Origin of the sequence: Photobacterium sp. 1_MG-2023 (assembly GCF_030547945.1) — a bacterium.
Taxonomy (GTDB): domain Bacteria; phylum Pseudomonadota; class Gammaproteobacteria; order Enterobacterales; family Vibrionaceae; genus Photobacterium.
This window is the reverse complement of record NZ_JAUORR010000015.1, coordinates 44,143-64,786: the sequence shown is the minus strand read 5'-3', so window position 1 is coordinate 64,786 and position 20,644 is coordinate 44,143. Positions and strand designations below refer to the sequence as shown.

The 20,644-nt window shown below is 52.0% G+C and carries 17 protein-coding genes; 4 read left to right on the top strand and 13 right to left on the bottom strand.

The features are described from left to right. Positions 1 to 4: 4 nt before the first annotated feature. The 4 genes from Q4579_RS14155 to Q4579_RS14140 all read right to left on the bottom strand — a co-directional run bounded on the left by Q4579_RS14155 (position 5) and on the right by Q4579_RS14140 (position 4,927). Entirely contained in the window at positions 5 to 1,126 is a 1,122-nt protein-coding gene (locus Q4579_RS14155; protein ID WP_303565125.1) for a DUF1513 domain-containing protein, read from the bottom strand. Further along, entirely contained in the window at positions 1,107 to 2,114 is a 1,008-nt protein-coding gene (locus tag Q4579_RS14150; protein ID WP_303565123.1) for an imelysin family protein, read from the bottom strand. The genes Q4579_RS14155 and Q4579_RS14150 overlap by 20 nt, the downstream gene beginning before the upstream one ends. Before the next feature lie 9 nt (positions 2,115 to 2,123). Further along, on the bottom strand, positions 2,124 to 3,560 hold the full coding sequence (locus tag Q4579_RS14145) for a di-heme oxidoredictase family protein (protein WP_303565122.1): 1,437 nt from the start codon (positions 3,558 to 3,560) through the stop codon (positions 2,124 to 2,126). A 113-nt stretch (positions 3,561 to 3,673) separates the two neighbouring features. Then, complete coding sequence (locus tag Q4579_RS14140) at positions 3,674 to 4,927, bottom strand: imelysin family protein (protein ID WP_303565121.1); 1,254 nt, start codon at positions 4,925 to 4,927, stop codon at positions 3,674 to 3,676. A 516-nt stretch (positions 4,928 to 5,443) separates the two neighbouring features. Between Q4579_RS14140 and Q4579_RS14135 the strand changes: the two genes are divergently transcribed. Together Q4579_RS14135 and Q4579_RS14130 are read left to right on the top strand one after the other, a co-directional pair. After that, positions 5,444 to 5,944, top strand: coding sequence for a MarR family winged helix-turn-helix transcriptional regulator (locus tag Q4579_RS14135; protein WP_303565120.1), 501 nt, complete (start codon positions 5,444 to 5,446; stop codon positions 5,942 to 5,944). A 159-nt stretch (positions 5,945 to 6,103) separates the two neighbouring features. Beyond that, positions 6,104 to 6,964, top strand: coding sequence for a LysR family transcriptional regulator (locus Q4579_RS14130; RefSeq protein WP_303565119.1), 861 nt, complete (start codon positions 6,104 to 6,106; stop codon positions 6,962 to 6,964). Here the strand turns inward: Q4579_RS14130 and Q4579_RS14125 are convergent. Then, the gene (locus Q4579_RS14125; RefSeq protein ID WP_303565118.1) at positions 6,909 to 7,679 is read right to left on the bottom strand and encodes a TSUP family transporter; all 771 of its coding nucleotides are present in this window, start codon (positions 7,677 to 7,679) and stop codon (positions 6,909 to 6,911) included. The genes Q4579_RS14130 and Q4579_RS14125 overlap by 56 nt on opposite strands. Before the next feature lie 203 nt (positions 7,680 to 7,882). Here Q4579_RS14125 and Q4579_RS14120 point away from each other — a divergent pair, with 203 nt between their 5' ends. Then, entirely contained in the window at positions 7,883 to 8,014 is a 132-nt protein-coding gene (locus Q4579_RS14120; RefSeq protein ID WP_303565117.1) for a hypothetical protein, read from the top strand. 66 nt (positions 8,015 to 8,080) lie between these two features. On the opposite strand, the gene Q4579_RS14115 is transcribed toward Q4579_RS14120, so the two are convergent. The 8 genes from Q4579_RS14115 to cmoM form a co-directional block, all read right to left on the bottom strand. After that, positions 8,081 to 8,914 (bottom strand): PEP-CTERM sorting domain-containing protein, encoded by an 834-nt coding sequence (locus Q4579_RS14115; RefSeq protein ID WP_303565116.1) that lies wholly within the window; start codon positions 8,912 to 8,914, stop codon positions 8,081 to 8,083. A 124-nt stretch (positions 8,915 to 9,038) separates the two neighbouring features. Further along, the gene (locus Q4579_RS14110; protein ID WP_303565115.1) at positions 9,039 to 9,521 is read right to left on the bottom strand and encodes a globin; all 483 of its coding nucleotides are present in this window, start codon (positions 9,519 to 9,521) and stop codon (positions 9,039 to 9,041) included. Between the two features lie 144 nt (positions 9,522 to 9,665). Next, positions 9,666 to 10,490: a tetratricopeptide repeat protein gene (locus Q4579_RS14105; RefSeq protein WP_303565114.1), complete on the bottom strand. Its 825-nt coding sequence runs from the start codon at positions 10,488 to 10,490 to the stop codon at positions 9,666 to 9,668. 342 nt (positions 10,491 to 10,832) lie between these two features. Continuing rightward, entirely contained in the window at positions 10,833 to 11,879 is a 1,047-nt protein-coding gene (locus Q4579_RS14100; protein WP_303565113.1) for a hypothetical protein, read from the bottom strand. A 304-nt stretch (positions 11,880 to 12,183) separates the two neighbouring features. After that, positions 12,184 to 16,689: a chromosome partition protein MukB gene (gene mukB, locus Q4579_RS14095; protein ID WP_303565185.1), complete on the bottom strand. Its 4,506-nt coding sequence runs from the start codon at positions 16,687 to 16,689 to the stop codon at positions 12,184 to 12,186. Further along, positions 16,686 to 17,414 (bottom strand): chromosome partition protein MukE, encoded by a 729-nt coding sequence (gene mukE, locus Q4579_RS14090; protein WP_303565112.1) that lies wholly within the window; start codon positions 17,412 to 17,414, stop codon positions 16,686 to 16,688. The genes mukB and mukE overlap by 4 nt, the downstream gene beginning before the upstream one ends. After that, positions 17,395 to 18,723, bottom strand: a complete 1,329-nt coding sequence (gene mukF / locus Q4579_RS14085; protein ID WP_303565110.1) for a chromosome partition protein MukF — start codon at positions 18,721 to 18,723, stop codon at positions 17,395 to 17,397. Before mukF ends, mukE begins: the two co-directional genes overlap by 20 nt. 56 nt (positions 18,724 to 18,779) lie before the next feature. After that, positions 18,780 to 19,574, bottom strand: a complete 795-nt coding sequence (gene cmoM, locus Q4579_RS14080) for a tRNA uridine 5-oxyacetic acid(34) methyltransferase CmoM (protein WP_303565108.1) — start codon at positions 19,572 to 19,574, stop codon at positions 18,780 to 18,782. A 117-nt stretch (positions 19,575 to 19,691) separates the two neighbouring features. On the opposite strand from cmoM, the gene elyC reads away from it, so the two are divergent. After that, on the top strand, positions 19,692 to 20,504 hold the full coding sequence (gene elyC, locus Q4579_RS14075) for an envelope biogenesis factor ElyC (protein WP_303565106.1): 813 nt from the start codon (positions 19,692 to 19,694) through the stop codon (positions 20,502 to 20,504). Positions 20,505 to 20,644: the final 140 nt, after the last annotated feature.

Below are 20,644 nucleotides of genomic sequence, written 5' to 3'. Positions count from 1 at the left end.
AGTTTCAACTCAGAAGCAGATTCCAGTGGTTATCCCACATCACCGCAGATTGGGCGATATGTCCGGCATCGGCAGGCGTGCGGGTCAGAATCTTCCCGGCCCCGGAGCCCACCAACCATTGCCCCTGACTGACAGCCACACCGGAGGCATCCGTTAAAGGCCGCAAATCAACCAGTTCGCCGCTGGCTTCATGCCAGATCCCGTAACAGTTGCCTCTGGGGGAGGTGGCCAGCAGAAATCCGTCGAGACTGGCAATACTGGCGATATAATGATTGAAGTGCATCCAGTCTTCCGTTTCACCCAGTAAAGGCCGCAATGCACCGCCTCGCTGATGTAAGTGCACCAGTGGCGCAGCCTGATCCGGTAACCCGCGGTACTGCTGACCGCAGGCAATTTCACCGGTATCGGTCACGGCCAGGTGACGGATACTTAAACGTTTATCGGTCAGCACGGCCTGCTCCAGCACGGTCCCCGTCCGGATATTGAGATACACCAGTGCAGGTTGCATCGTCTCCAGATTCAGCGCTTCCCGGCCCCGTGTATGCACGCCGCCGACGCCAATCGCCAGTGTGTGTTCATCGGCCAGCACCACTTCATGCGGCCCGATGCCAAAGTGAGTGTACTCGGCAACTTTCTGTAAATCAGCCGTCGTGTCATACACACCGATCACGCCCTGACTGGTGGCGCTGACGCCTTCAGTCGTGAACAGATAACGCCCGTCGGCAGAAAAGGTGCCATGCCCGTAATAATGCCGCCCGTCATCAGCCTTCCTTAAAGGCAGGGCTTCCCCGGTATCCGGACGAAATGCCTGCATATAACTGCCCGGCCGTCTGGCGAACGCCACTGCGAGCCCGCCCCCCGGCTGAATCGCAACACCATGCCCACGCTCTGGCAATGCGATCTGATGAATCGGCTGACCAAGCTGATCCGCGACAACCACGGCGAACTGACCCGCAGGTGTGCGGCTACAGCCAATAATCCGATCCCCATTCGCCGCTGTTTTGCCCGATCCGGCACCGGCAGACACGCAGGCCGACAACAACCCGGTGGCCGGCAGAAAAATAGCGGCGCCCAGTGCTTTTTTCAGCAGGGCCCGCCGTGTTAAATCAGTCACCATCTGTTGCATTAAACCCGACGACAATTCCTAAAGCTGGCGACACTTCATCATGAAGTGCGTAACGAATGTACTCAAGCCCGTTATTCAGGCTGATGAGAGAGCGATAACCGTCCCGCGTTTTCAGCAATGCGCCCAGCCCCGCTCCCTGCGGCCAGTCTGTCAGCAAGCTGCGGAACTGTCCGGCCAGACGGTCCGCCAGCGCGGTTTCGCCCCGTGCACGCAAGAGTGCATCTAAACCCTGACCATCAGCCAGATACAGCGCCTGCATGGCCAAGACGTTGGCTTTTAAATTGGCCAACGACGTCTGAGAACGCCAGGATTCCGCCTGATAAGGCCGTGGTTGTCCCGGTTTCCCCATCGGCAGCGAGAGCTTCTTCATCGCAAAATCCAGCTGATTGGTCAGCGCACCCACATACTCGCCCAGCGCCATCTGCGGTGTCATGGCCTGCCATGGATTTTGCTGCCAGACCTGCTGCAGTGAATCACCGCTCTGATGCAGACGCTGACCAATCGCGACCGCCAGCGCACATCCGTGAACGTCCTGCAGACGTTCCGGATGGTCATAAAGCAGCCATTCCATGGCACCGACACCCTGAACCGCGACACTTTGCTCGCTCAGTGCCTTTGCCGTCCAGGTTGTATCCTGCGCCAGTAACTGTGCCATTTTCCGGCCCGTAATATCTTTTTTATCCGGCCAGAACTGAATCTGCCAGGACAACGCCAGGGCTGCTTCACTGCCTTTTTCTCGGCCCTGGAAAGTCATCCAGTGCTGCATGAGTTGCTGCCAGGCGTTCCGGCTGTTGGTCAGTGCCTGAGCTGAGGGCGTCTGACAATAGTTTTCGACAGCGGACGCCAGTTGTTCAGCCGAAGTCAGCAATTGTGCTGCGGCCTGCTGGTGCTGCTGATGAATGGCGGCCGAGGTTGCAGCTTCATCGTCCTGACACCCTGTCAGCGACAGAATCGAGAACAGGCTCATGGCCACAAATGTTCTTTTCATGGGGTTTCCTTACAGTGAATTCAGGAATGCCATCAGCGCTTCCCGATCCGTTTTGTTCAGTTGTAATACCCGATCCCGGCTCGACTGCGCTTCCCCGCCATGCCACAACACGGCTTCCATCATATTTCGTGCGCGGCCATCATGCAGATAATAGGTATGTCCGTTGACCTCTTCGGTGTAACCAATGCCCCACAATGGCGCAGTCCGCCACTCGCGGCCATTGGCCAGAAATTCATCCCGGTGGTCCGCCAGTCCTTCGCCCATATCATGCAGCAGCAAATCGGTGTACGGATGAATGATTTGTTCCGACAGCGCCGGTAAAGCATCCACTTTGGCCGTTTTCAGATTGCTCTGATGGCAGGTGCCGCAACCGATGTCTGCGAAAAGTTGCTCACCACGCAGGGCTTTTGGATCGTCCAGCTGACGTCGCATCGGCACCCCGAGGTGGCGCGAGTAAAACTCGACAAAATTCATGATTTTATCGCTGACTTCAGGTGCCCCTCCGTTGGGCAGGGTCTGACAAATCGTCTGACCGCTGGTGCAGTTTTCGACCGGAAACAGCGTGGAGGTCAGGCCGACATCTCCATTGAATGCCGCAGCATTTTGCTGTTTCAGCGTCGGCTGTCCGGCTTTCCAGCCAAAGCGGCCAGCGACGGTTGCTTTTTTCTCAACATCCCAGACGCGGTTTATTTTGCCGGAAATCCCCTGCCCTTCATCCGCCTGCGCTTTCGCCAGCGCTTCCAGCATTTGCTCCGGGATTTGCTCCAGCAAGCCTAAACCGATCATCGGTGGTGCGATGCGGGCAGACATCATCACGTCTGGATGCAGATCACCGTAATTCAGGTCGGTCAGGGTCAGAATTGGCTTGCGCAAAGACACTACTTCGCCATCGGCAAAGGTCACAGGAATTTCGGTGTAATCGACCCGCACCTGACCTTCCGGCTTGGCATCCGGCAGTGCGAAATCCTGCAACTGTCCGCCATACATCGGATCTGGAATAACACCGTCGGTGATCAGGGCTTTTTTCTGGGCATCGGTCAGTGCCGGTATACTCAGGCGCACCAGCATCGACACGACATTGGTATCCCCGTCTTCCGGCGGATGGCCGCGACCATCTTTGATATGGCAGTTCTGGCAACCGTTGGTATTGAACAGAGGGCCCAGGCCATCGCGGGCATCCGTCGTGGCCGGCGCCTGAACCCAGGGGTTGCGGAAGAAACTGTTCCCGACACTGAAATCCAGACGGTTCACCAGGGGCAGATTGGCAGTTGGCAGCGAAAAGGCGTTGGCTCCTGTTTTACTCACACTGGTGTCGCCCCCGGATTTCACCTGAACCAGCCGGGTAGCGGCTTCCTGCGAAACATCTTGCTGAGCAGAAACCGGAAAAATAAAAGAAAACGGTAGAGAAAAAACAGCCATCCGGGCTGCAATCGACATCAACTTCATAATCAAAAACTCACATTGCGTTGAATTCAGACTCAGCGACCCATCAACATCTTGACGACAAAAGGGCTCTCGTGAGCCCTTGTTTCGTTATTATTTTTTGACGCCAATACAGATTAAAACTGATGATCGGCCGTGTCCGGATTCAGGTTGGTTACACCAATGATCCCTGCGGCGCGCTCAATCTCCGCGGTTTGTTTCACCAGCCCTATAATTGCATCGTTCACCAGTTTGTGACCGGCTTTGTTGCTGGCTGCAATCAGCTGATCAAAATGCTGATTGTTCTTCTCAGCCGATTCGACCAGGGTATAGACCTGCGCACGAGCCTGATCGAACTCAGCCTGAATTTCTTTGGCTGCGTTCGCATCTTTTTCTGCAACCAGATCATGCAGACTCGGACCCTTCAGCATGCTACCGTCTGCACGCTTGTAGCTGCCCGTGTAGACGTTGTAGATTCCTTGCTCGTTGTAATAATGCGAGTTGTGAGTGTTATCCGAGAAACAATCGTGCTCGTCTTCGGTAGAGTTGGCTTCCAGCGCGACTTTCATCCGCTCACCCGCCAGTTCCCCCAGAGAAAGTGACCCCATGCCAAACAACATCTTACGCAGGCCGTTGTCCGGTGAGTCTGCCAGCAGCTCCGCACGGTAGTTATCTTTCTCGGTCGCCGACCATTGTTTGGTCATCCAGTCTAAATCGGTCAACAACAAATCCGATGCCGCTTTCAGGTAAGCACGGCGGCGATCACAGTTGCCATGGGTACAGCCTTCGCCAGATACAAAATCTGTATAAGCACGCTCACCGGCACCCGCGTCTGTCCCATGCAGATCCTGTCCCCACAGCAAGAACTCAATCGCGTGATAACCCGTTGCAACATTCGCTTCAGAACCACCAATTTCATTCAGATTGGCCAGCAACTCAGGCGTGATTTCCGTGGCGTTGATGGTCACATTAGCCACCTGAATCTTTGGATTCGCGATGATATTCGCGGTCGCGCCTTCATTGCCCAGCTCGTGGTGATAGCCTTTCGCGACATAATCGATCAGCCCTTCATCCAGCGGCCAGGCGTTCAGCTGGCCTTCCCAGTCATCCACAATGGCATTGCCGAAACGGAAAACTTCAGATTGCTGATAAGGGATTCGCGCCAGTTTCCAGGCAGCTTTCGCTTCCGCCAGCGTCTTCTCAGAAGGGGTCGCAATCAGAGCATCAATGGCTTGATCAAGGTGTTGTGCCGTTGTGTGGGCATCGTGATAAACGTGAAAAGCCAGATCGGCATAGTGATTCACAACAGCTTGTTTGGTCGTCGCAGCCTGCGCGCTGCCAGCCACCATCACTGATGCGGCGAGAAATGAAAGGGTAAACGTCTTATTCATGTAACTTTCGTCCGTGGTCAGGTGAGTAACAATAAGGTTAAAATTGATAATCATTATTATTCACGCAAAAAACAATAACAAGTAACAGACAGACACAATTTGAAAGATATCGCGTAAAATACATACAAACAGAAAAATGCGACACGAAAGACACCCATCTGACGCTGTGCTTTATGAAATGATGCTTTATTCACCTGACCGCATTGTGAGTCTTCCCAGCGCCGAGTAACAGATGGGTCTCAAAAACCAGACAAAGCCGAGAATCTCTGGCCAGAACCACTATATTCGTCAGGAAAGCTTGAAAATCGAGCAAATCATGGTTTTCATTGTGTTTTTTGATAGAAGGCTGAACAATTCACATGCTAGAATTTCGCTTTCGCGAAGGGGACCTGCCTGCACCCCAATCATTCACGCAGCTGTTTACCCTAAAATAAGAAATAATTCATGAATTAGCCGTGACAAGCATTTATCTGGCCAGCCGGATAATGCATGCGGCTGATCAGGTGGGAGAGCAACATGGACAAACATGAAGAAGTCCTTATCGCCCTGCGACAGATCATTCGAGCAATCGACCTGCATTCAAGGCAACTGAACAAATCGACCGGTTTGACCGGGCCACAACTTGTCTTAATGAAAGCGATTCGCGATTCTGGTGAAGTCACCATTCGCCAGCTGTCGAAAAATACCAATATGAGTCAGGCGACGGCGACAACGATCCTGGATCGATTAGAAAAACGCGGGCTGGTGGTTCGCGAGCGAAGCACACTGGATAAACGAAAAGTCCATGCGCATCTGACCGATGAAGGCAAAGTTTATCTCGACAAAGCTCCCCTGCCTTTGCAGGAAAGTTTTGTCTCCCGGTTCCAGAAACTGGATGAGTGGGAACAGTCGCTGCTGCTGTCTTCGGTACAGCGCATTTCTACCATGATGAATGCAGAGCATCTGGATGTCGCGCCGATGCTGGAAGTGGGCAGTATTACGCAAGCACATCCGGACGATAACACCGGCACGCATTGACGCATCCTTGATTCCAGCTTGATTCACCGCCGGTGTTTCCTCCGGCGGTCTGATCCCTCCCCCAATTTGTGATTCATTTCACCCCGGGCTCATTTCTCACCCCACCAACACTCTGATAGTATCCATGCCATCTTTTCAACGATTGGAAGTGAGCATCGCATGCTGCTTGAGGGAGTCGAAACCTTACTGGTCCTCGCCAAAGAAGGCACGATGAGCCGGGCCGGGAGTCGTCTGTATATCAGTCAGAGTGCCGTTAGCAAGCGCATTGCACGGCTGGAGCAGCGTTTAGGAAAGAAGCTGGTGGTGCCGGATGGCCGGAATATCAAACTCACACCCGACGCCCTGGCATTGGTGGCACAGGTTGGTCCCGGATTTCATGAGCTGAAAGGTCAGATTTTTGAACAGCAAGCCATTCAGGATCAAACACCCATTACACTCGCTTGCTCTGAAACACTGGTTGCAGGCTATCTGGCCCCGCTGATGGGCCGTTATCTGCAGCAGGATCCCCATCTGGTGATCAACACGCATCATACCCCCGTGATTATTGAACGGGTGCAGGCCGGTGATGCCACGCTGGGCTTTTGTGCCGGTCACTTGCCCCCGCAACACGGCTTGCAGGTTGTCCATTTAATGAATGAGCCCTTCACCGTGGTCTTCAGTCACCCCTTATCTGGCCCACCCGAGGTGCTACTGACCAATGATCTCAGCAATCCGGCCAATGCCTATCAGGCAGGACTCCTGCAACAGACCGGGATTCGCCCGCTGATGGAAATGGACTCTTATACTGCTGCCGCGCAACTGGCTCTGGCAGGTGCCGCACCCGCACTGGTGCCTTTGTCTGTGGTCAAAACACTGGCAATCGATGATTCACACTGCCAGTATTTTGCCTTTCTGGACGGGTTTAACCGCCCGATTTATCTTTGCTATCGACAGCACAGCTATCGTTCCGATCGTGTCCGGCGACTTATTGAAACCATTGCGGATTTTGTTCCCAAAGCAGCTTCAATGCCATCAGCATAGACATCACCACCACCATGGGCCGGATCAGTTTCCGGCCTTTGCTGACCACCACTTTCGCGCCCATTCTCGCACCAATAAAACCACCGACTGCCATCACCAGTCCCACTTCCCAAACCGGTAAACCCGCCAGAATGAAAAACAATAGCGCCGCAATATTTGAGGTAAAATTCAGGACTTTGGTCCGGGCGGTGGCTTCAACGATCCCCAGTCCCGCTAGCGTTACAAAACAGATCGTGAACAGCGAGCCCGTCCCCGGTCCGAAAAACCCATCATAAAAGCCAATCCCGATCCCGACGCTGAAGGCAAATGCTCCCTCTGAAATTCTGGCTTTGCCGCCATGAATACTCGCCTGAGGCGCCAAAAGGAAATAAAGCGAGATCGCAATCAGCAAGATAGGAATCAGACTCGTCAGGATACTGGCATCAATCCGTTGGACCATTTCAGCCCCAAAGGCAGATCCGGCAAAAGTAAAAACGATGGCCAGTGCCATCTGTCTGAGATTGACCATGCCATTGCGAACAAAATAATAAGTCGCAGAAAAGCTGCCAAAGGAGCTTTGCAGTTTATTGGTGGCCAGTGCCTGTGTCGGCGGAATGCCCGCCGCAAGCAGCGCCGGGACCGTCAGGAGTCCACCGCCTCCTGCAATAGCATCAATGAAAGCCGCCAGCCCGGCGACGAAAAATAATAACGCGAGAATTTCAACAGATATATCCATACATCATTCCACAAAACCACACCAAACATCCCCAAAAGTCATACTGAGCAGGGGCTTACGGACAGAGAAGTTATCATCCTTGCTTAGCAGGCAATAGCGAAAGAGAAGATATCAATTCATTCCGTTTTGGAATCATTGAGTGACGCGCCAATGACTCAGGCGCAGGCTGTGTCAGCACTATAATTGAGGAGGAGGTATCGCTTATGTGGCTTGTTTATCCAAACACAGTGGAGGGGGTGACGCCGAGATTAGAATCCTTGCAAACCTGGGTGGATGCAGCGCTTCAGGCGCTGGAAGACTTTTTCAAATCACCGCAGGACAACGTCGCCGAGTGAGTTGCAGGTTTGCGTACGAATCCGCATGAAAACAAGGGAGCGACGGCTCCCTCGTCGTTTTCCAGATTAAGATTGGCGGACTTTCACCCGTCTGTTTCTGTGCAGTGTGCCTGCCAGGCCCAGTAACCCGATCCCAAGCAGTGCCACACTCGCGGGCTCAGGCATATCCTGTGGCGGCTGATTCAAGGTGAGATCACCCAGCGCCCACTCTTCGTAACCCGAGTCAAACTCATCGAAGCTTGAGTACAGCACGAAGTAAATCTGATCATTCGGGATACTTGAGAAATAATCCTCATTGATAAAAAAGGCTAAGTCCGTCGAACCACTGCCCGGGCCATTGTTATTCTTACTTGCATCCAGCCGAATTGAATTATCCTGAAACGCCCCATTGTCATCCCAGTCCAGACTCCAGAGTAACGTCTGATCCTGCAGATTGTTGATATCATCCACATTCTGCATCGGTGTACTGGTGGCGAACAGCATCAGGTTCGTCAGGACAATCTCAGTATCCTGCCCGGTTTCGTTCACATCCAGAATAAACGAGTAAAAGCCATTGTTTAACTGAAGTTCAGACAACAGCACATCCCGTGTAAAATTTCCTGACGGTAGTTGATCCATCATGTACGGATCCGTTGTACTGGTATTAAAGCCTTCCTGAATACCATTCCCATCGCCATTCGCATTGGCGCCGTTCCCGCCTTCAAATATTCTCAGAAAAGAACCCAGATTGCCGGAGCCTGCGCCATTTTGCTGATACACAGTGACATAACTGTCACCCTGATTTCCCATATTTAACAAGGCTTGATCTGTCCCTGATACCGCCAGATTGATCTCAGTTGCATTCGCTGAGACGACGAAACAACACGATACTGCCAGTGCTAGTTTACTCAACAATTTCATGCCTTGATCCTCTGTTACAACTGTTAGGCGATGAATAAGTTGCAAGAATTAGTCCAAAAGTTAACCACTTCAAATCACAACAAAAGTTTTAAGCCTTTTGGGTGAGGTGTAAAAAATACTGACACTAACTTTCGGGTGAAGGGTTCCGGATCATCTCCGCCGCCAGGCCGAGCTGAACCATGACATAGCGTTTGAAGACTTCATCGTAAGGTTGCGCATCAAGCGCTTTTTGCATGCAATACAGCCAGGCATTTTTCTCTGCAGTTGTCAGCCGGAGACGTTTGCGGTTAGCCGACAGATAACGCCGACCATTCGATTTGGTATACAACGGTGTTTCTCCTGACATCCATGCCTTGAGAAAAGCCTGTAAGGACTGGTGGAATTCTGCCAGATCGTCAGGATACTTTTGTCGCAGCACAGCCACTTCTGGCAGTGTGTCCAGACAATGACAGAACGCATCGGCCAACTGGCAGATCCCTGCCTGCCCTCCAGCAGCATTCAGCCGATTCTGGCCTTTTGAATAGTCTTTGATGTCCAGACTGACAATGTCAGAAATATCACGCTCGGGAGGTATCACAGTCACGCTTTCCAGAACTCGGTGCTTCACCTAAGTATCGGCAAAATATCGGGGCGCGTGCTGAATTTATGTATTTGAAATGGGACAAAAGAAAGCCTTCGCAATCTGCGAAGGCTGTAAGTTGCATAACAGGAGAAGAAAGTCTGCCTTTCGGCACAGTTATGCGACAATCGATTACAGTGAAGCGCTGTAAATTGTCTGATTCTGCTGATAAAGTCTCAGGCGTTCTGTAAACTTGGCAATCCGATGAGATTCCGCGCTCTGTTCTAATTTCTCTAACGCAATTTCCTGAGCACGAACCGCCTGCGGGAACTGGCCACATGCGGCATAGGCAGCAGCAAGGTTGTCGTAGTCTCCGGCGTCTGCCTGTGCTTTATGAATGACTTCCTTGGCCAGCTTCAATGCCAGATAACCGTCACGCTCCTGATCGTTCTCACAAGTTGCATACAACCAGACTAGATTACGCTTTGAATTGAGGGAACCGCCGTTCGATGCCTGTGTAAACCAGTGAATCGCTTTCCCGCAGTTCACCTTGCCATTGGCACCGGATGCGTAATAGACACCCAGTTCTTCCATGGCCGGTAAGTCGCCTGCTTTGGCCGCTTTGGTATACCAATGCACAGCCAGTTCGTTATTCTGTGGCAGCAACTGACCGTTTTTAAAGAGATCACCAATCATAGTTTTCACTTCTGGCATATCAACGGATGCTTTTTCCAGCCAGTACAAACCTTTCATTGGATCGGCTGCAATTCCGCGATTGCCTTCCAGATAAGCGCGGCCCAAAAAGAGCTGCATATTTTTATCGCCTTCTTCGGCCTCAAGTTCTACATATTTCAACGTTGACTTCAGATGATTGGTTGGTTTAGTTGTCACCGAAGCTTGGACCGGCTGAAGGCTCACCCCCACCAGGGCAATACCAAATAGTGTGCCGAATGCAATCTGTTTCAAATTGATGAGTCCGTTCAATGCAGGTGCAAGCAGTTTGCCACTAGATGTCATAGTTGTTTCTCTTTGTTCCTTTACACGCAATGGAAAAGAACTTTAAACAAGGGCAGGTCAAAAAACAACCAGTCAAATCTGGACAACAGTGACTGTATAAAGTGACTTTTTTTTCAAAGCGTACAAAAATCAGCGAGTTGAAAGATAACGGATACGATTATTTTTAGGCAAAAATGAGATATAGATCTTGTGTTAAATTAAGATCAATTACAATTTCAGCACATTATTCTGCGTCTTAAGGAAGTATTCAGTTTGGTGGGCACTGTGCCTGAACCGGCAAAGAAAAACCGGTTGGTGCGAAGCCAACCGGTTGTATGTGGCGTATCAGATAAGGCTTACTGCTTATTCATACCCCAGATCGTAGCTGCCATCGGCGTTATCTGTGACTTCCACATCGTAACTGCCATACCCGGAGAACTCAGGAATTGCATCATCGACGTCACACATGATTTCGAAGTCATAATAACCTTTCGGTACACTGGGCATGCCATAAGAGTAAGATCCGTCTCCGTCATCATTGGCCGTTGTGATGTAGTCCGGATCATCGCCTGATGTCGGGCCGTCACCCAGAGACTTGAACAGATAAATCAGTTTCATGGCATCTTCAACACAGGCCGATTCCAGTACATCGCCCACGATATCAACTGCATCTACATGATTGACCAGCCACATACCTTTTCCGGTCAGGCCATAAGCACCACTGTCTTGCATTTCCAGAGCACTGTATGGGTCGATCATCATGGAATAAGCTTGCGGATAGCCTGCTTTATCTTTCAGATTAAAGCCAGCGAATTCCAGCTTACCGCCCAGGTCAATGGCTTTATAGTCACCATCATATTCCTGCACATAGGAATACGGGCTGCCAGTACTGATATCAACATCACCATCGAAGTCGATGTCATAACCGCCATAAGTGCCCTGATCATTGATATTCAGCGTAACGCTCACATAATCGTCAACAGGTAATCCCACACCTTTGAGCAAGTAAGCCAGATCATCACTCATATTCAGCAGGTCAACCAACACCATACCGTCCGGTAATGCATCTTTAATGATTTCAGATGGTGGCACACAGTCAGGATCAGACTTCAATGCTTCTTCAATCACTTCATTGGTGTATTCAATCACATTGCCCGCGCTGCCCTTCAGTTCCAGACCGGTAATCGCCAGACACACTTTGCGTGGACCGTCATAGCCGTCGCCTGGATCTCCTGGGTCGCCCGGATCACCCGGATCGGTTCCAGGGTTCTCTGGCACCACAATGGTGACAGGAACTTCCTGCTGACCATCTGAGTCCAATGGTGTATTGGCAGCATTATCTGCACTGTCTGAATCACTACAGCCCGCCACTGCCATCATGGCGAGCATTAATAGAATTATACTTTTCATGTCATCACCCCTACGACAATACTTATTTGTTCGTTATTCATTCAAATCCGGCCGCCACGCCTTGGTTTCAGTCATTGAGTGGTTAGTCAGATGGCCGACTCCAACACTAAAATTCTAGGCACTCTGCCGAGTCAGAAAGCGCAATCGTGTGTGACACTAACGAATGAGAAAGAGGTCTTACGAACAAGACAAATCTGACAGGGCTATCTGCCGTGAAGCAAAAAAGTAAGACAAAATTCGCAGATTGATGCATCAAAAAAACCAGCCGAAGCTGGTTTTTTCAAATCATATCCAATGAGAGGGTTCAGGCAGGGTTGATTGCGGCATCCTGAGCATCGGTATCCAGAGTATCACCCAGTACCAGTTGCTCAGACCCCGAATTCGGTAATGATTTCGGCTCCTGACCGAAACCACGCAGACCGACCACATGCACATGCTCGCGATCTTTAAAGATCTTCCGCACCAGTTTATAGGTCGTCCCTCGCTCCGGACTGATGTTCTCTGGCGCAGCAATCAGCAACTGCATATCCAGACGTTCACACAGCTCAAAGAGCGTCGCAATCGACTTGGCATCCAGGCGCGCGGCCTCATCCAGGAACAACAGACGGCACGGAATAATATCTTTTCCACGCAGGCGTCGGGCTTCTTCTTCCCAGCTCTGCACCACCATCAGCAAAATTGCCTGACCGGTACCAATCGCCTCACCCGTCGACAGTGCGCCGGATTCAGCCTGCAGCCAGCCATCCGTCCCGCGGTTGACTTCAATGCTCAGCTCAAGGTAATTCCGGTAATCCAGCAATTCCTCGCCCAATGTTTGCGGCGAACGCTGGCCCAGCTCAATATGCGGGTTCAGGCGCTGGAACAACTTGGCAATCGCTTCTGAGAACGTCAGGCGATTGTTGCCAAACAGATCCTGATGCTGATCCTGCTGTTCAGACAGACCGTTGAGCAATGCTTCATGCGTTTCACGCACGTTCACATTCAGGCGCACGCCTCTGACCTGACCAAAGCCGATATTCTGCAGCCCCTGGTTCAGCATCTTGATTCGATTCTGCTCACGCATAATCGTTTTACGGATGATGTTCGCCACACTGTCGGAACTGATCGCCAGACGTTTTTCACGAGCCGTCAGTTCTTCGGTCAGGCGCGCCAGCTCCACTTCCATTTCTTCAATGGCTTCCACCGGATCATCGGTGCGGATAATATCGTGACGGATCCGCTCACGCAGGTGCTGATACACGGCAATATAGAAGAGCACTTTCCGTTCCGGACGGGAAACATCTTCCGACTGACGCAGCGCATCTCGCAAGGTCTCGTTATCCGATACCGCCAGACGCAGGGCACCCAAGGCTTTATCCGACAGGGAACGAAGCTCATCGGCACTCATATAGGCCATTTCACGACGGTGCAGTCGACGCTCAACATCACTTTCACGCGCCAGGCGCAAGACCGCACACCAGCCCGCCTTGGTATTGACCACCAGGGTGCGCAGCTCTTTGTAATCCTTCTCGACTTTACGCAGACGCTTCACCAGATTGCGCATTTCCATGTCAATCGAGGTGGTCGATTTTTCCAGTTCGCTGCGACGATTGCGAGAGCTATGCAAACGTTCATGCAGCTCGTCTCGGCGTAAACGGGCTCGTTCTTCTGCTTCCGCATCGGCACGAACCCCAAGTTCCTGCAGTTCGCGCTCAAATTCCTGAACCGTTTCCAGTTTGGCCTGATGCGAACTTTTCAGAGATGCCAGTAACTGGTTGTACTGATTATTCTGAGTTTGTGACTGCTTGAGATTTTCACGCTGTCGGGTCCGTTCACGCTCTGCTGCTTCCAGCTTGGTTTTGAGTTGCTCGTTCAGTTCTGAACTCTTACTGAGCAGTTCAACTGCATCGGCATAACCAAAGTGGTGACGACGTTCAACCAGATCAGACAACGCAAAGATTTGCGTTTTCAGCGTTTGCAGGGCTTCATCCGCAGCCTGATAATCCGCCTGCATCGCATCGAAGCGCTCCGGGTCTGTATCCAGCGCCGACACCAGCCCTTCCAGCTCATCCAGTGCTTTACCGAAACGATCCAGGTACTGACGTGCGTCATCAATCTGATTCAGTTGCTGCTCAACTTCTTCCAGACGGGCGGCCAGTGTTTCATCTTCCAGCATGCTGACCACAGGTTGCAGCTTAGACAACAGCGACAAACCTTCACGGGCAGCCGTCAGTTGGCTGCGCTGCTGTTGCTCCGTCGCTTCTGTATCATTCAGCTGACGCTGAATCTGACTGCGTTTTTCACGGGCGATACGAATGGCTTCTTCCGGATCCGCTTCAAAAGCAACAGCCAGATGACTTGCCACAAAGGCATTAAAACTTTGATACAGACGTTGGAGCTTCTGCGCATCAAACGACGCTTTGGCATGATCTTCAACAATCTGATCCCGAGATTCACGCAGAATCTCCAGACGCTGTTCACGGGCAGCACGGCCAAACAGCGGGACTTTCGGGAAACGTGAATAGCGCAGTTGCTGTTCGTTTAACTGAACACAAACCGCCCCTTCCAGTTCATCCACGACAAAGCTGCTGTCATCAAAAGAATCGGCATCACCCTCAATGATGTACAGGTCATCCGGGCAATCATCCAGCATCGGCAGTTTTTCACGGATAGCCTGCAGATCCTGCACCACAATGGCATGACGGGCCGGACCATACATGGCACTGAAATACGGAGCATCATCAATCGTGATGTCGTCATAGATTTCAGACAGTAAGGTGCCACCCAGCACTTCTGCGATGACGCGCAGACGTGAGTCATCACTTCCGCCCGGTAACGCCAGACGCTCGATTTCCTGCGCCACGTCCTGCTTGCGAATCGCCAGTTTGTCACGGGTGTGAATCGCTTCACGCTCCGCTTCCAGCGTTTGATGCATGGCCGTCATGACAGCCTGACTGTCATACAAATCCTGATCGGACTGAGCCGCCAGTTTTTCCAGTGCATCACTGGCCGCAATCCAGGCCGGTGCTTTGGCTTCCAGGGTCGTAATGTCCTGCGACAGTTGCTGCTCCTGACGACGCAGCTCACCCCGTTGGTCGACCAGTTCAGACTGGTTCAGTTCCAGACTGTCGAGCGTGGCTTCGTGACGTGCCTGCTCTTCTGCCAGTGCCAGTTCGCTGTCGACAGTCACTGCAAATTTTTTGGCATAAGTATCGGCCAGTTCCTGCGCCTGACGCTGGTGACGCATGCTGCGTTCCAGATCGCGATACTGAGCACTGAGCTGTTCGCTGCGCTGAGCAATCATGCGCATTTCACGGCCGGTAGCCAGCAGTTCACGTGCTTTCTCACCCGCCACGGCACGGTCGACCGCACCGGCAATGGTGATCACCAGTTGCAAACCTTTCTCAAACTGCTGCGCTGCGGCTGCAGACATATCCAGCTTATGCTTCAGGGCCAGCAAAGCCGTGGTTTGCGTGTCCTGCTGTTGTTTCAGTTCCGACAAACGCTCCGGCGCATTGTCTTTGTCCAGCGTGTCATCGCCAGTGATCGCGCACGCTTTTTCCAGCGCCTGAACCGCCTGCTGATATTGCAGTGCCCGGGTTTGCTGGGAGTCCAGTGCCTGCTGGTAATCCGCCAGTTGTGATTTCAGGCTGTCGACTTCTTCTTCACTCAGCATGGCCTGTTCTTCAACCATGGCGAGCTGTTCCGCCGCTTCCTCGACAATCATCACCTGCTCTTCCAGGCGTTCTGTCAATTCCAGCAGGTCATCGCGGTAACGCTCGATTTTCTCCTGCTGACGCACAGCCGTCTGAACCAGTTGCAGATGATCAGATGCCGCCTGATGATCTTGCTCCAGTGCACTTTCGTTTTCTTTCAGCTCGTCGAGTTCCATCGACAGATTGCTGTATACCTGCTGTTGATCCAGCAGGGTCTGGCGCGAACCCAGCAATTCATTGCGGAGCGTCAGTGTCTGTTCCAGCTTGGCACGGCGCTCGTTGGCGTGGCGCATATAGTCCGCGGCAACATAATGGGTCGCTTCCGTGATCAGATGTTTGAAGAGATCACGGTCATTTTGTGTCACTTTAATCGCTTCCAGCGTCATGCGGTTTTCACGCAGCGCTGCTTCCATATCCTGGAACGCTTTTTTAACCCCGGAGTTATGCGGCAGCAGGTAATCCCGCAACGATCGGGTGATCGCACTGGAAATCCCGCCGTATAACGAGGCTTCAATCAGACGGTAGAACTTAGAACGATCGGTGCTGTTGCGCAGTTTCTTCGGCAGCACACCAAACTCGAACATCTGTGTGTGGTAATCGGTCACCGAGTTGAAGGTTTTGAACTGCACCCCTTCGTACTGTGCCACAGTCTCTTTCACGTCATTCAACTGACGGACCCGAGCCTGATTGTCGGAAATGGTTTCGACCAGAATGTCTGTCGGTTTCACTGCCGCGGGCAGGCCCTGAATCAGAAAAGGTTTAATGTCGACTTTCTTATCACGTCCGGCAACCTGCTGCAGTTTCACCGCAAAGATCACACGCTGATTTTTGGAGTTCACCACATCCAGCGCGGAATAACAGGCACCCGGCTTGAGTTTCCCGTGCAACCCTTTGTCACGCGATGCTGCCGAACTGCCCGCTTCCGTGGTATTCCGGAAATGAAGCAGGCTCTGATCCGGGATCAGCGACGTAATAAATGCAGCCATGGTGGTTGATTTACCGGCACCATTACCACCAGAAAGCGTCGTCACCAGCTGGTCGATATCAAAGGTCCGGGCAAAGAAGCCGTTCCAGTTCACCATGGTGAGAGACTGATACTTACCGCGCTCCATCAGGCTTGTTCCTCCTGCGCTGTTTCTTCTTCATATTCAGACGCATCGTCGGCCAGATTCTCAATCAGGCTGGATTGTGTCGGTAACTGCTGATGAACGATGGCTTCGCCATCGCGGATCAGTTTCAACTGTGCTTCCCGGATATCATCGCTGGTGCGTACATCGGCACCAAAACGGAACACCGCTTCACTGATCCGGAACTTGCCGGTATCACCCAGCATGATCACCATGCCCAGACGACGCATCCGGCGCAGTGAGGTTTTCACTTTATCAAACAGTTTTTCACGGTCGAGATCCGAGCCGGACGCCCGGTTCGTGACCAGTTTCATCAGCTTTTTCTCGTCTGCCAGCGCCAGCAGTTCGTCGAAGAGTTCCTGATTGGTAAAAATGCCTTCATGGGCCAGACGTTCAGGGCTGAGATACAGGAAACACAAGACTTTCCCCACCAGCATATCCAGTTCCGACAAGACAGAGCGGCCAATCAGAGACGTCGATCGCGGGCGCAGGTAAAAGAAGCCTTCCGGCGCGCGAACCAGTTCAGCGTTGTATCGCTTGTAGAACAGCATCAGATCCTGCTCAAATTCCAGCAGGAAAGCATGGTTGTCCAAATCTTCGCTGGACACGTGACGGCCAGAACGAAGCGCGTTGTCCAGTGCCGGAAACAACGGATTGGCAATGGCTTTGGCCAGATTCTCTGGCATAAATTCTTCAATAGGTGTCAATGACATTGGCTTGTACCTTGGCTCCGTAGTCGTTGATCATTTCCCAGTCAGGCTGGATTGCCGTGAAGTCTGACTCGGAATATCCCAGTCTCACGGCCTGATCGACAATCATACGAGCTAAATCAAAATGTTGTGCATGAGGATGCTGCGCAAGATAATCCCGCATCAGTGTGCCGAGTTGAATGGCTGCGCCTTGCGACTTATGGCTATCCAGCATCGCGGCAATCTGTTCACTGAGCTGATCATTCACCACACTCAGTTCTTCAAATTCCACATTATCCGGCACCATACCGGTCACTTCATCATCCCGCAGGACCAGTTCCTCATCCCGCATATCCAGCAGACGCTCCGCATCGGCGTAGGTCAGCTGCCACGGGGCATCAAAGAACTCAGCCACCGACTGACGTAACCGCTGACTGAACGCGCGGTTCTTGTCCATATCAATGGCGGTCCGGATAAATTTATGGACGTGACGGTCATAGCCAATCCACAGGTCAATCGCCTGCTGGCCCCAGTTCACAATCCGATCGAGTTTGGCCTGGAGGGAATACACCATGCCATCAATGTAATCCAGCGCCAGTTCAGACTCTGAACCCACAGCTTCCTGAATAGACAACAGCTGGGTTTGCAGCTGATCGCCTGCCGCCTGCAAGGTATCCTGCAATTCCCTTAAGGTGCTGGATGTTTCGTTCAGCAGGCTTTCACAGTTGGTAATGGCGGCGCGCCAGTCCTGATTCAGCAGTTCAGCGATGTCTTGCTTGACCTGCTGCTGCTGCTCATCCATGGTGCGCTGGTTCAGATCAATCCGATCAAAAATTTCGGCCACTGAATATTTCAGGACCGCATAGACATGCAATTTCCAGTGCTGTTCGTCGCCTCCTTCATGGGCAGCCACGGCAGCTTTGTTGAGCTCATCCGCCACCATCGCCAGCTGAATCGACAGCTTCATCGACGAAAATTCACGGTGACGGGAATAATAATCTGCGATGCCCAGTGCCAGCGGACTCAAGCGGTAAATACTGGCCCCTTCGGTCAGCTCACTGGTAAAGCGGGAAATCAGGCGTTGCCTGACCAGTTCGTTAATTGCATTGTTTGCCCGAAAAACCAGCGTGTCTTTCGACTGCTCAAACAGGTCGCTGACGATTTTAAACGCATCGACCAGCTCGCCTTCTCCCAGTTCTTCATCCAGGCGTTCACCACTCAATACAGCAATCGCCAACAAAAATGCCAGCCGTTCCGTGGGCAGGTTAAGGGCGAATTCATGCTGTTTCACCCAAGTCACCAGCTCAGGAACGGTCTGGGATTGGTCACTCATCCGTTGTCCTTATTTGTTAGATTTATTGCACGCAACAGGCTATGCGGGCCTGCTGTTTACTGCAACGGCTTTTGGGCGTAAACGTGAATGTAGCGCCCTAAAGATAAATACGGTTCCTGACGACAGATACCTTGTTCCATCGCCAGCAGTTGTTCGAGGCTGAATTCGCCAATCTGGCTGGTTCGCATGTAATCATGGAAAGTCCGTACACCCGTCTTTCCCAGGATCTGAAAGCCGCCTTCCGTGAGCCAGGCATACACCTCTTCCGGCTTTTGCGCCGACTGAGGCTGAAGCTTGAATCGTTTGCGGTGAGGCATCCCCTGTTCAACGTGAGTCAGATTACCGCAAATCAGATTTTTAAACAGCAGGCCATTATAGTTATAAAACATGACAGACATGATTCCGCCCGGTTTCACCTGCTGCATCAGCAATTCCAGAGCTGCCCGAGGATCGGTCAGCCATTCCATGACAGCATGAAACAGCACTAAATCAACCGGCTCATCCAGATGTTCATCCACCTGCTGAACCGGACAATGGACCAGACGATATTGCTCAAGCAAGCCGTTTTTGGCAATTTCCTCTCGGGCCAGCTTGAGCATTTCTCCAGAAAGATCACATAAAGTGATCTGATGTCCCAGCCGCGCAATTAATTGGGACAACTGTCCCATCCCACCACCAGCATCCAGCACGCGTAATGATGCGCCCGGACCGGCCTGATTGGCGTCAAGGGTGTGTAAAATCTGCTCCAAATCTTGCCATACGACAGTCTGACGGATCAGCCCTTTCGCTGTACCGTAGATGTTTTCTGAGAACTTTTGGGCTAAATCATCAAAATTTCGATCTCTGATCACGTCAGTTTTCGTTATGATAGCGTTCTTGTCAGACGCTTATTGTGTCACAAGCTTTAGAGGAATAAAGGCTTGGAGCATGTTTTCAAGCTCAATTGCTGAAATTTCGGACGACCTGATATGTTTGAACTGAAAAAAATCTTGTCGGCGTTTCTGATGCCCCTGCCATCCCTGCTGTTGATTGGCTTGCTGGGACTTCTGATACTCTGGTTTACCCGCCGACAGAAACTGGCTTCATGGCTGCTGACACTCTCTTTATTCGGGATATTCCTGATCGCTTTTCAACCGGTTTCCACCGCGTTACTCAGCCCGCTGGAACGCGGCTATAAAGGCTACATCCACACCGGAAAACCGGTCGATTACATCATGGTCCTTGGCAACAGCCATGTGGTTGACAAAGATCTGCCCATCACCTCTGAACTGTCCCGCGCTTCGCTGATGCGTCTGGCTGAAGCGATCCGGATTCATAATTTATCTCCCGGCTCGCGAATCATTCTGTCTGGTTACGACGGTGGCACAGAGATCAGCCAGGCCCGGATGATGGCCAAAGTCGCCATCGCACTGGGGGTGAACAAGCTGGATATTCTGCTGCTGGAAACCGCCAAAGACACCTGGGAAGAAGCGTTTCAGGCTGCATCTGTGGTCGGGAAGCGGAACCTGGTGCTGGTGACTTCAGCCAGTCACATGCCGCGGGCGCTTGCAGAATTCAAACAAGCCGGGCTCAATCCGGTTCCAGCTCCGACGAACTTTCTGGCCAGCGATGAAATCCATCAGCCCTGGCTGAAATACGCTCCCAAAGCCCAGTATCTGGAACAGACTGAACGCTTCTGGCACGAAACCCTCGGACGCTGGTGGCAGCACCTACGGGATATGGCAGACAACGCTGCACCGGTCAATGTCGTTCAGCCGGATACCAAAGCCGACGCAGCCTGACCGCCTATTTCACATACACTCCCTTTCAATCACAGCCGGAAATCTTCCGGCTGCTCGTTCGAATCGAACACAATTCAGCCAACCTGACGACAAATCCACTCCATATTCTATTTAGTTTTATCATGTGACATTTTTGAATA

Bases quoted from the DNA above. Each gene is read 5' to 3' on its own strand.
- Q4579_RS14135 (WP_303565120.1), top strand. From the start codon at position 5,444: ATGGACAAACATGAAGAAGTCCTTATCGCCCTGCGACAGATCATTCGA.
- Q4579_RS14115 (WP_303565116.1), bottom strand. From the start codon at position 8,914: ATGAAATTGTTGAGTAAACTAGCACTGGCAGTATCGTGTTGTTTCGTC.
- Q4579_RS14145 (WP_303565122.1), bottom strand. From the start codon at position 3,560: ATGAAGTTGATGTCGATTGCAGCCCGGATGGCTGTTTTTTCTCTACCG.
- mukE (WP_303565112.1), bottom strand. From the start codon at position 17,414: ATGTCATTGACACCTATTGAAGAATTTATGCCAGAGAATCTGGCCAAA.
- Q4579_RS14155 (WP_303565125.1), bottom strand. From the start codon at position 1,126: ATGCAACAGATGGTGACTGATTTAACACGGCGGGCCCTGCTGAAAAAA.
- Q4579_RS14100 (WP_303565113.1), bottom strand. From the start codon at position 11,879: ATGAAAAGTATAATTCTATTAATGCTCGCCATGATGGCAGTGGCGGGC.
- Q4579_RS14120 (WP_303565117.1), top strand. From the start codon at position 7,883: ATGTGGCTTGTTTATCCAAACACAGTGGAGGGGGTGACGCCGAGATTA.
- Q4579_RS14140 (WP_303565121.1), bottom strand. From the start codon at position 4,927: ATGAATAAGACGTTTACCCTTTCATTTCTCGCCGCATCAGTGATGGTG.
- elyC (WP_303565106.1), top strand. From the start codon at position 19,692: ATGTTTGAACTGAAAAAAATCTTGTCGGCGTTTCTGATGCCCCTGCCA.
- Q4579_RS14130 (WP_303565119.1), top strand. From the start codon at position 6,104: ATGCTGCTTGAGGGAGTCGAAACCTTACTGGTCCTCGCCAAAGAAGGC.
- Q4579_RS14150 (WP_303565123.1), bottom strand. From the start codon at position 2,114: ATGAAAAGAACATTTGTGGCCATGAGCCTGTTCTCGATTCTGTCGCTG.
- Q4579_RS14105 (WP_303565114.1), bottom strand. From the start codon at position 10,490: ATGACATCTAGTGGCAAACTGCTTGCACCTGCATTGAACGGACTCATC.
- Q4579_RS14125 (WP_303565118.1), bottom strand. From the start codon at position 7,679: ATGGATATATCTGTTGAAATTCTCGCGTTATTATTTTTCGTCGCCGGG.
- mukF (WP_303565110.1), bottom strand. From the start codon at position 18,723: ATGAGTGACCAATCCCAGACCGTTCCTGAGCTGGTGACTTGGGTGAAA.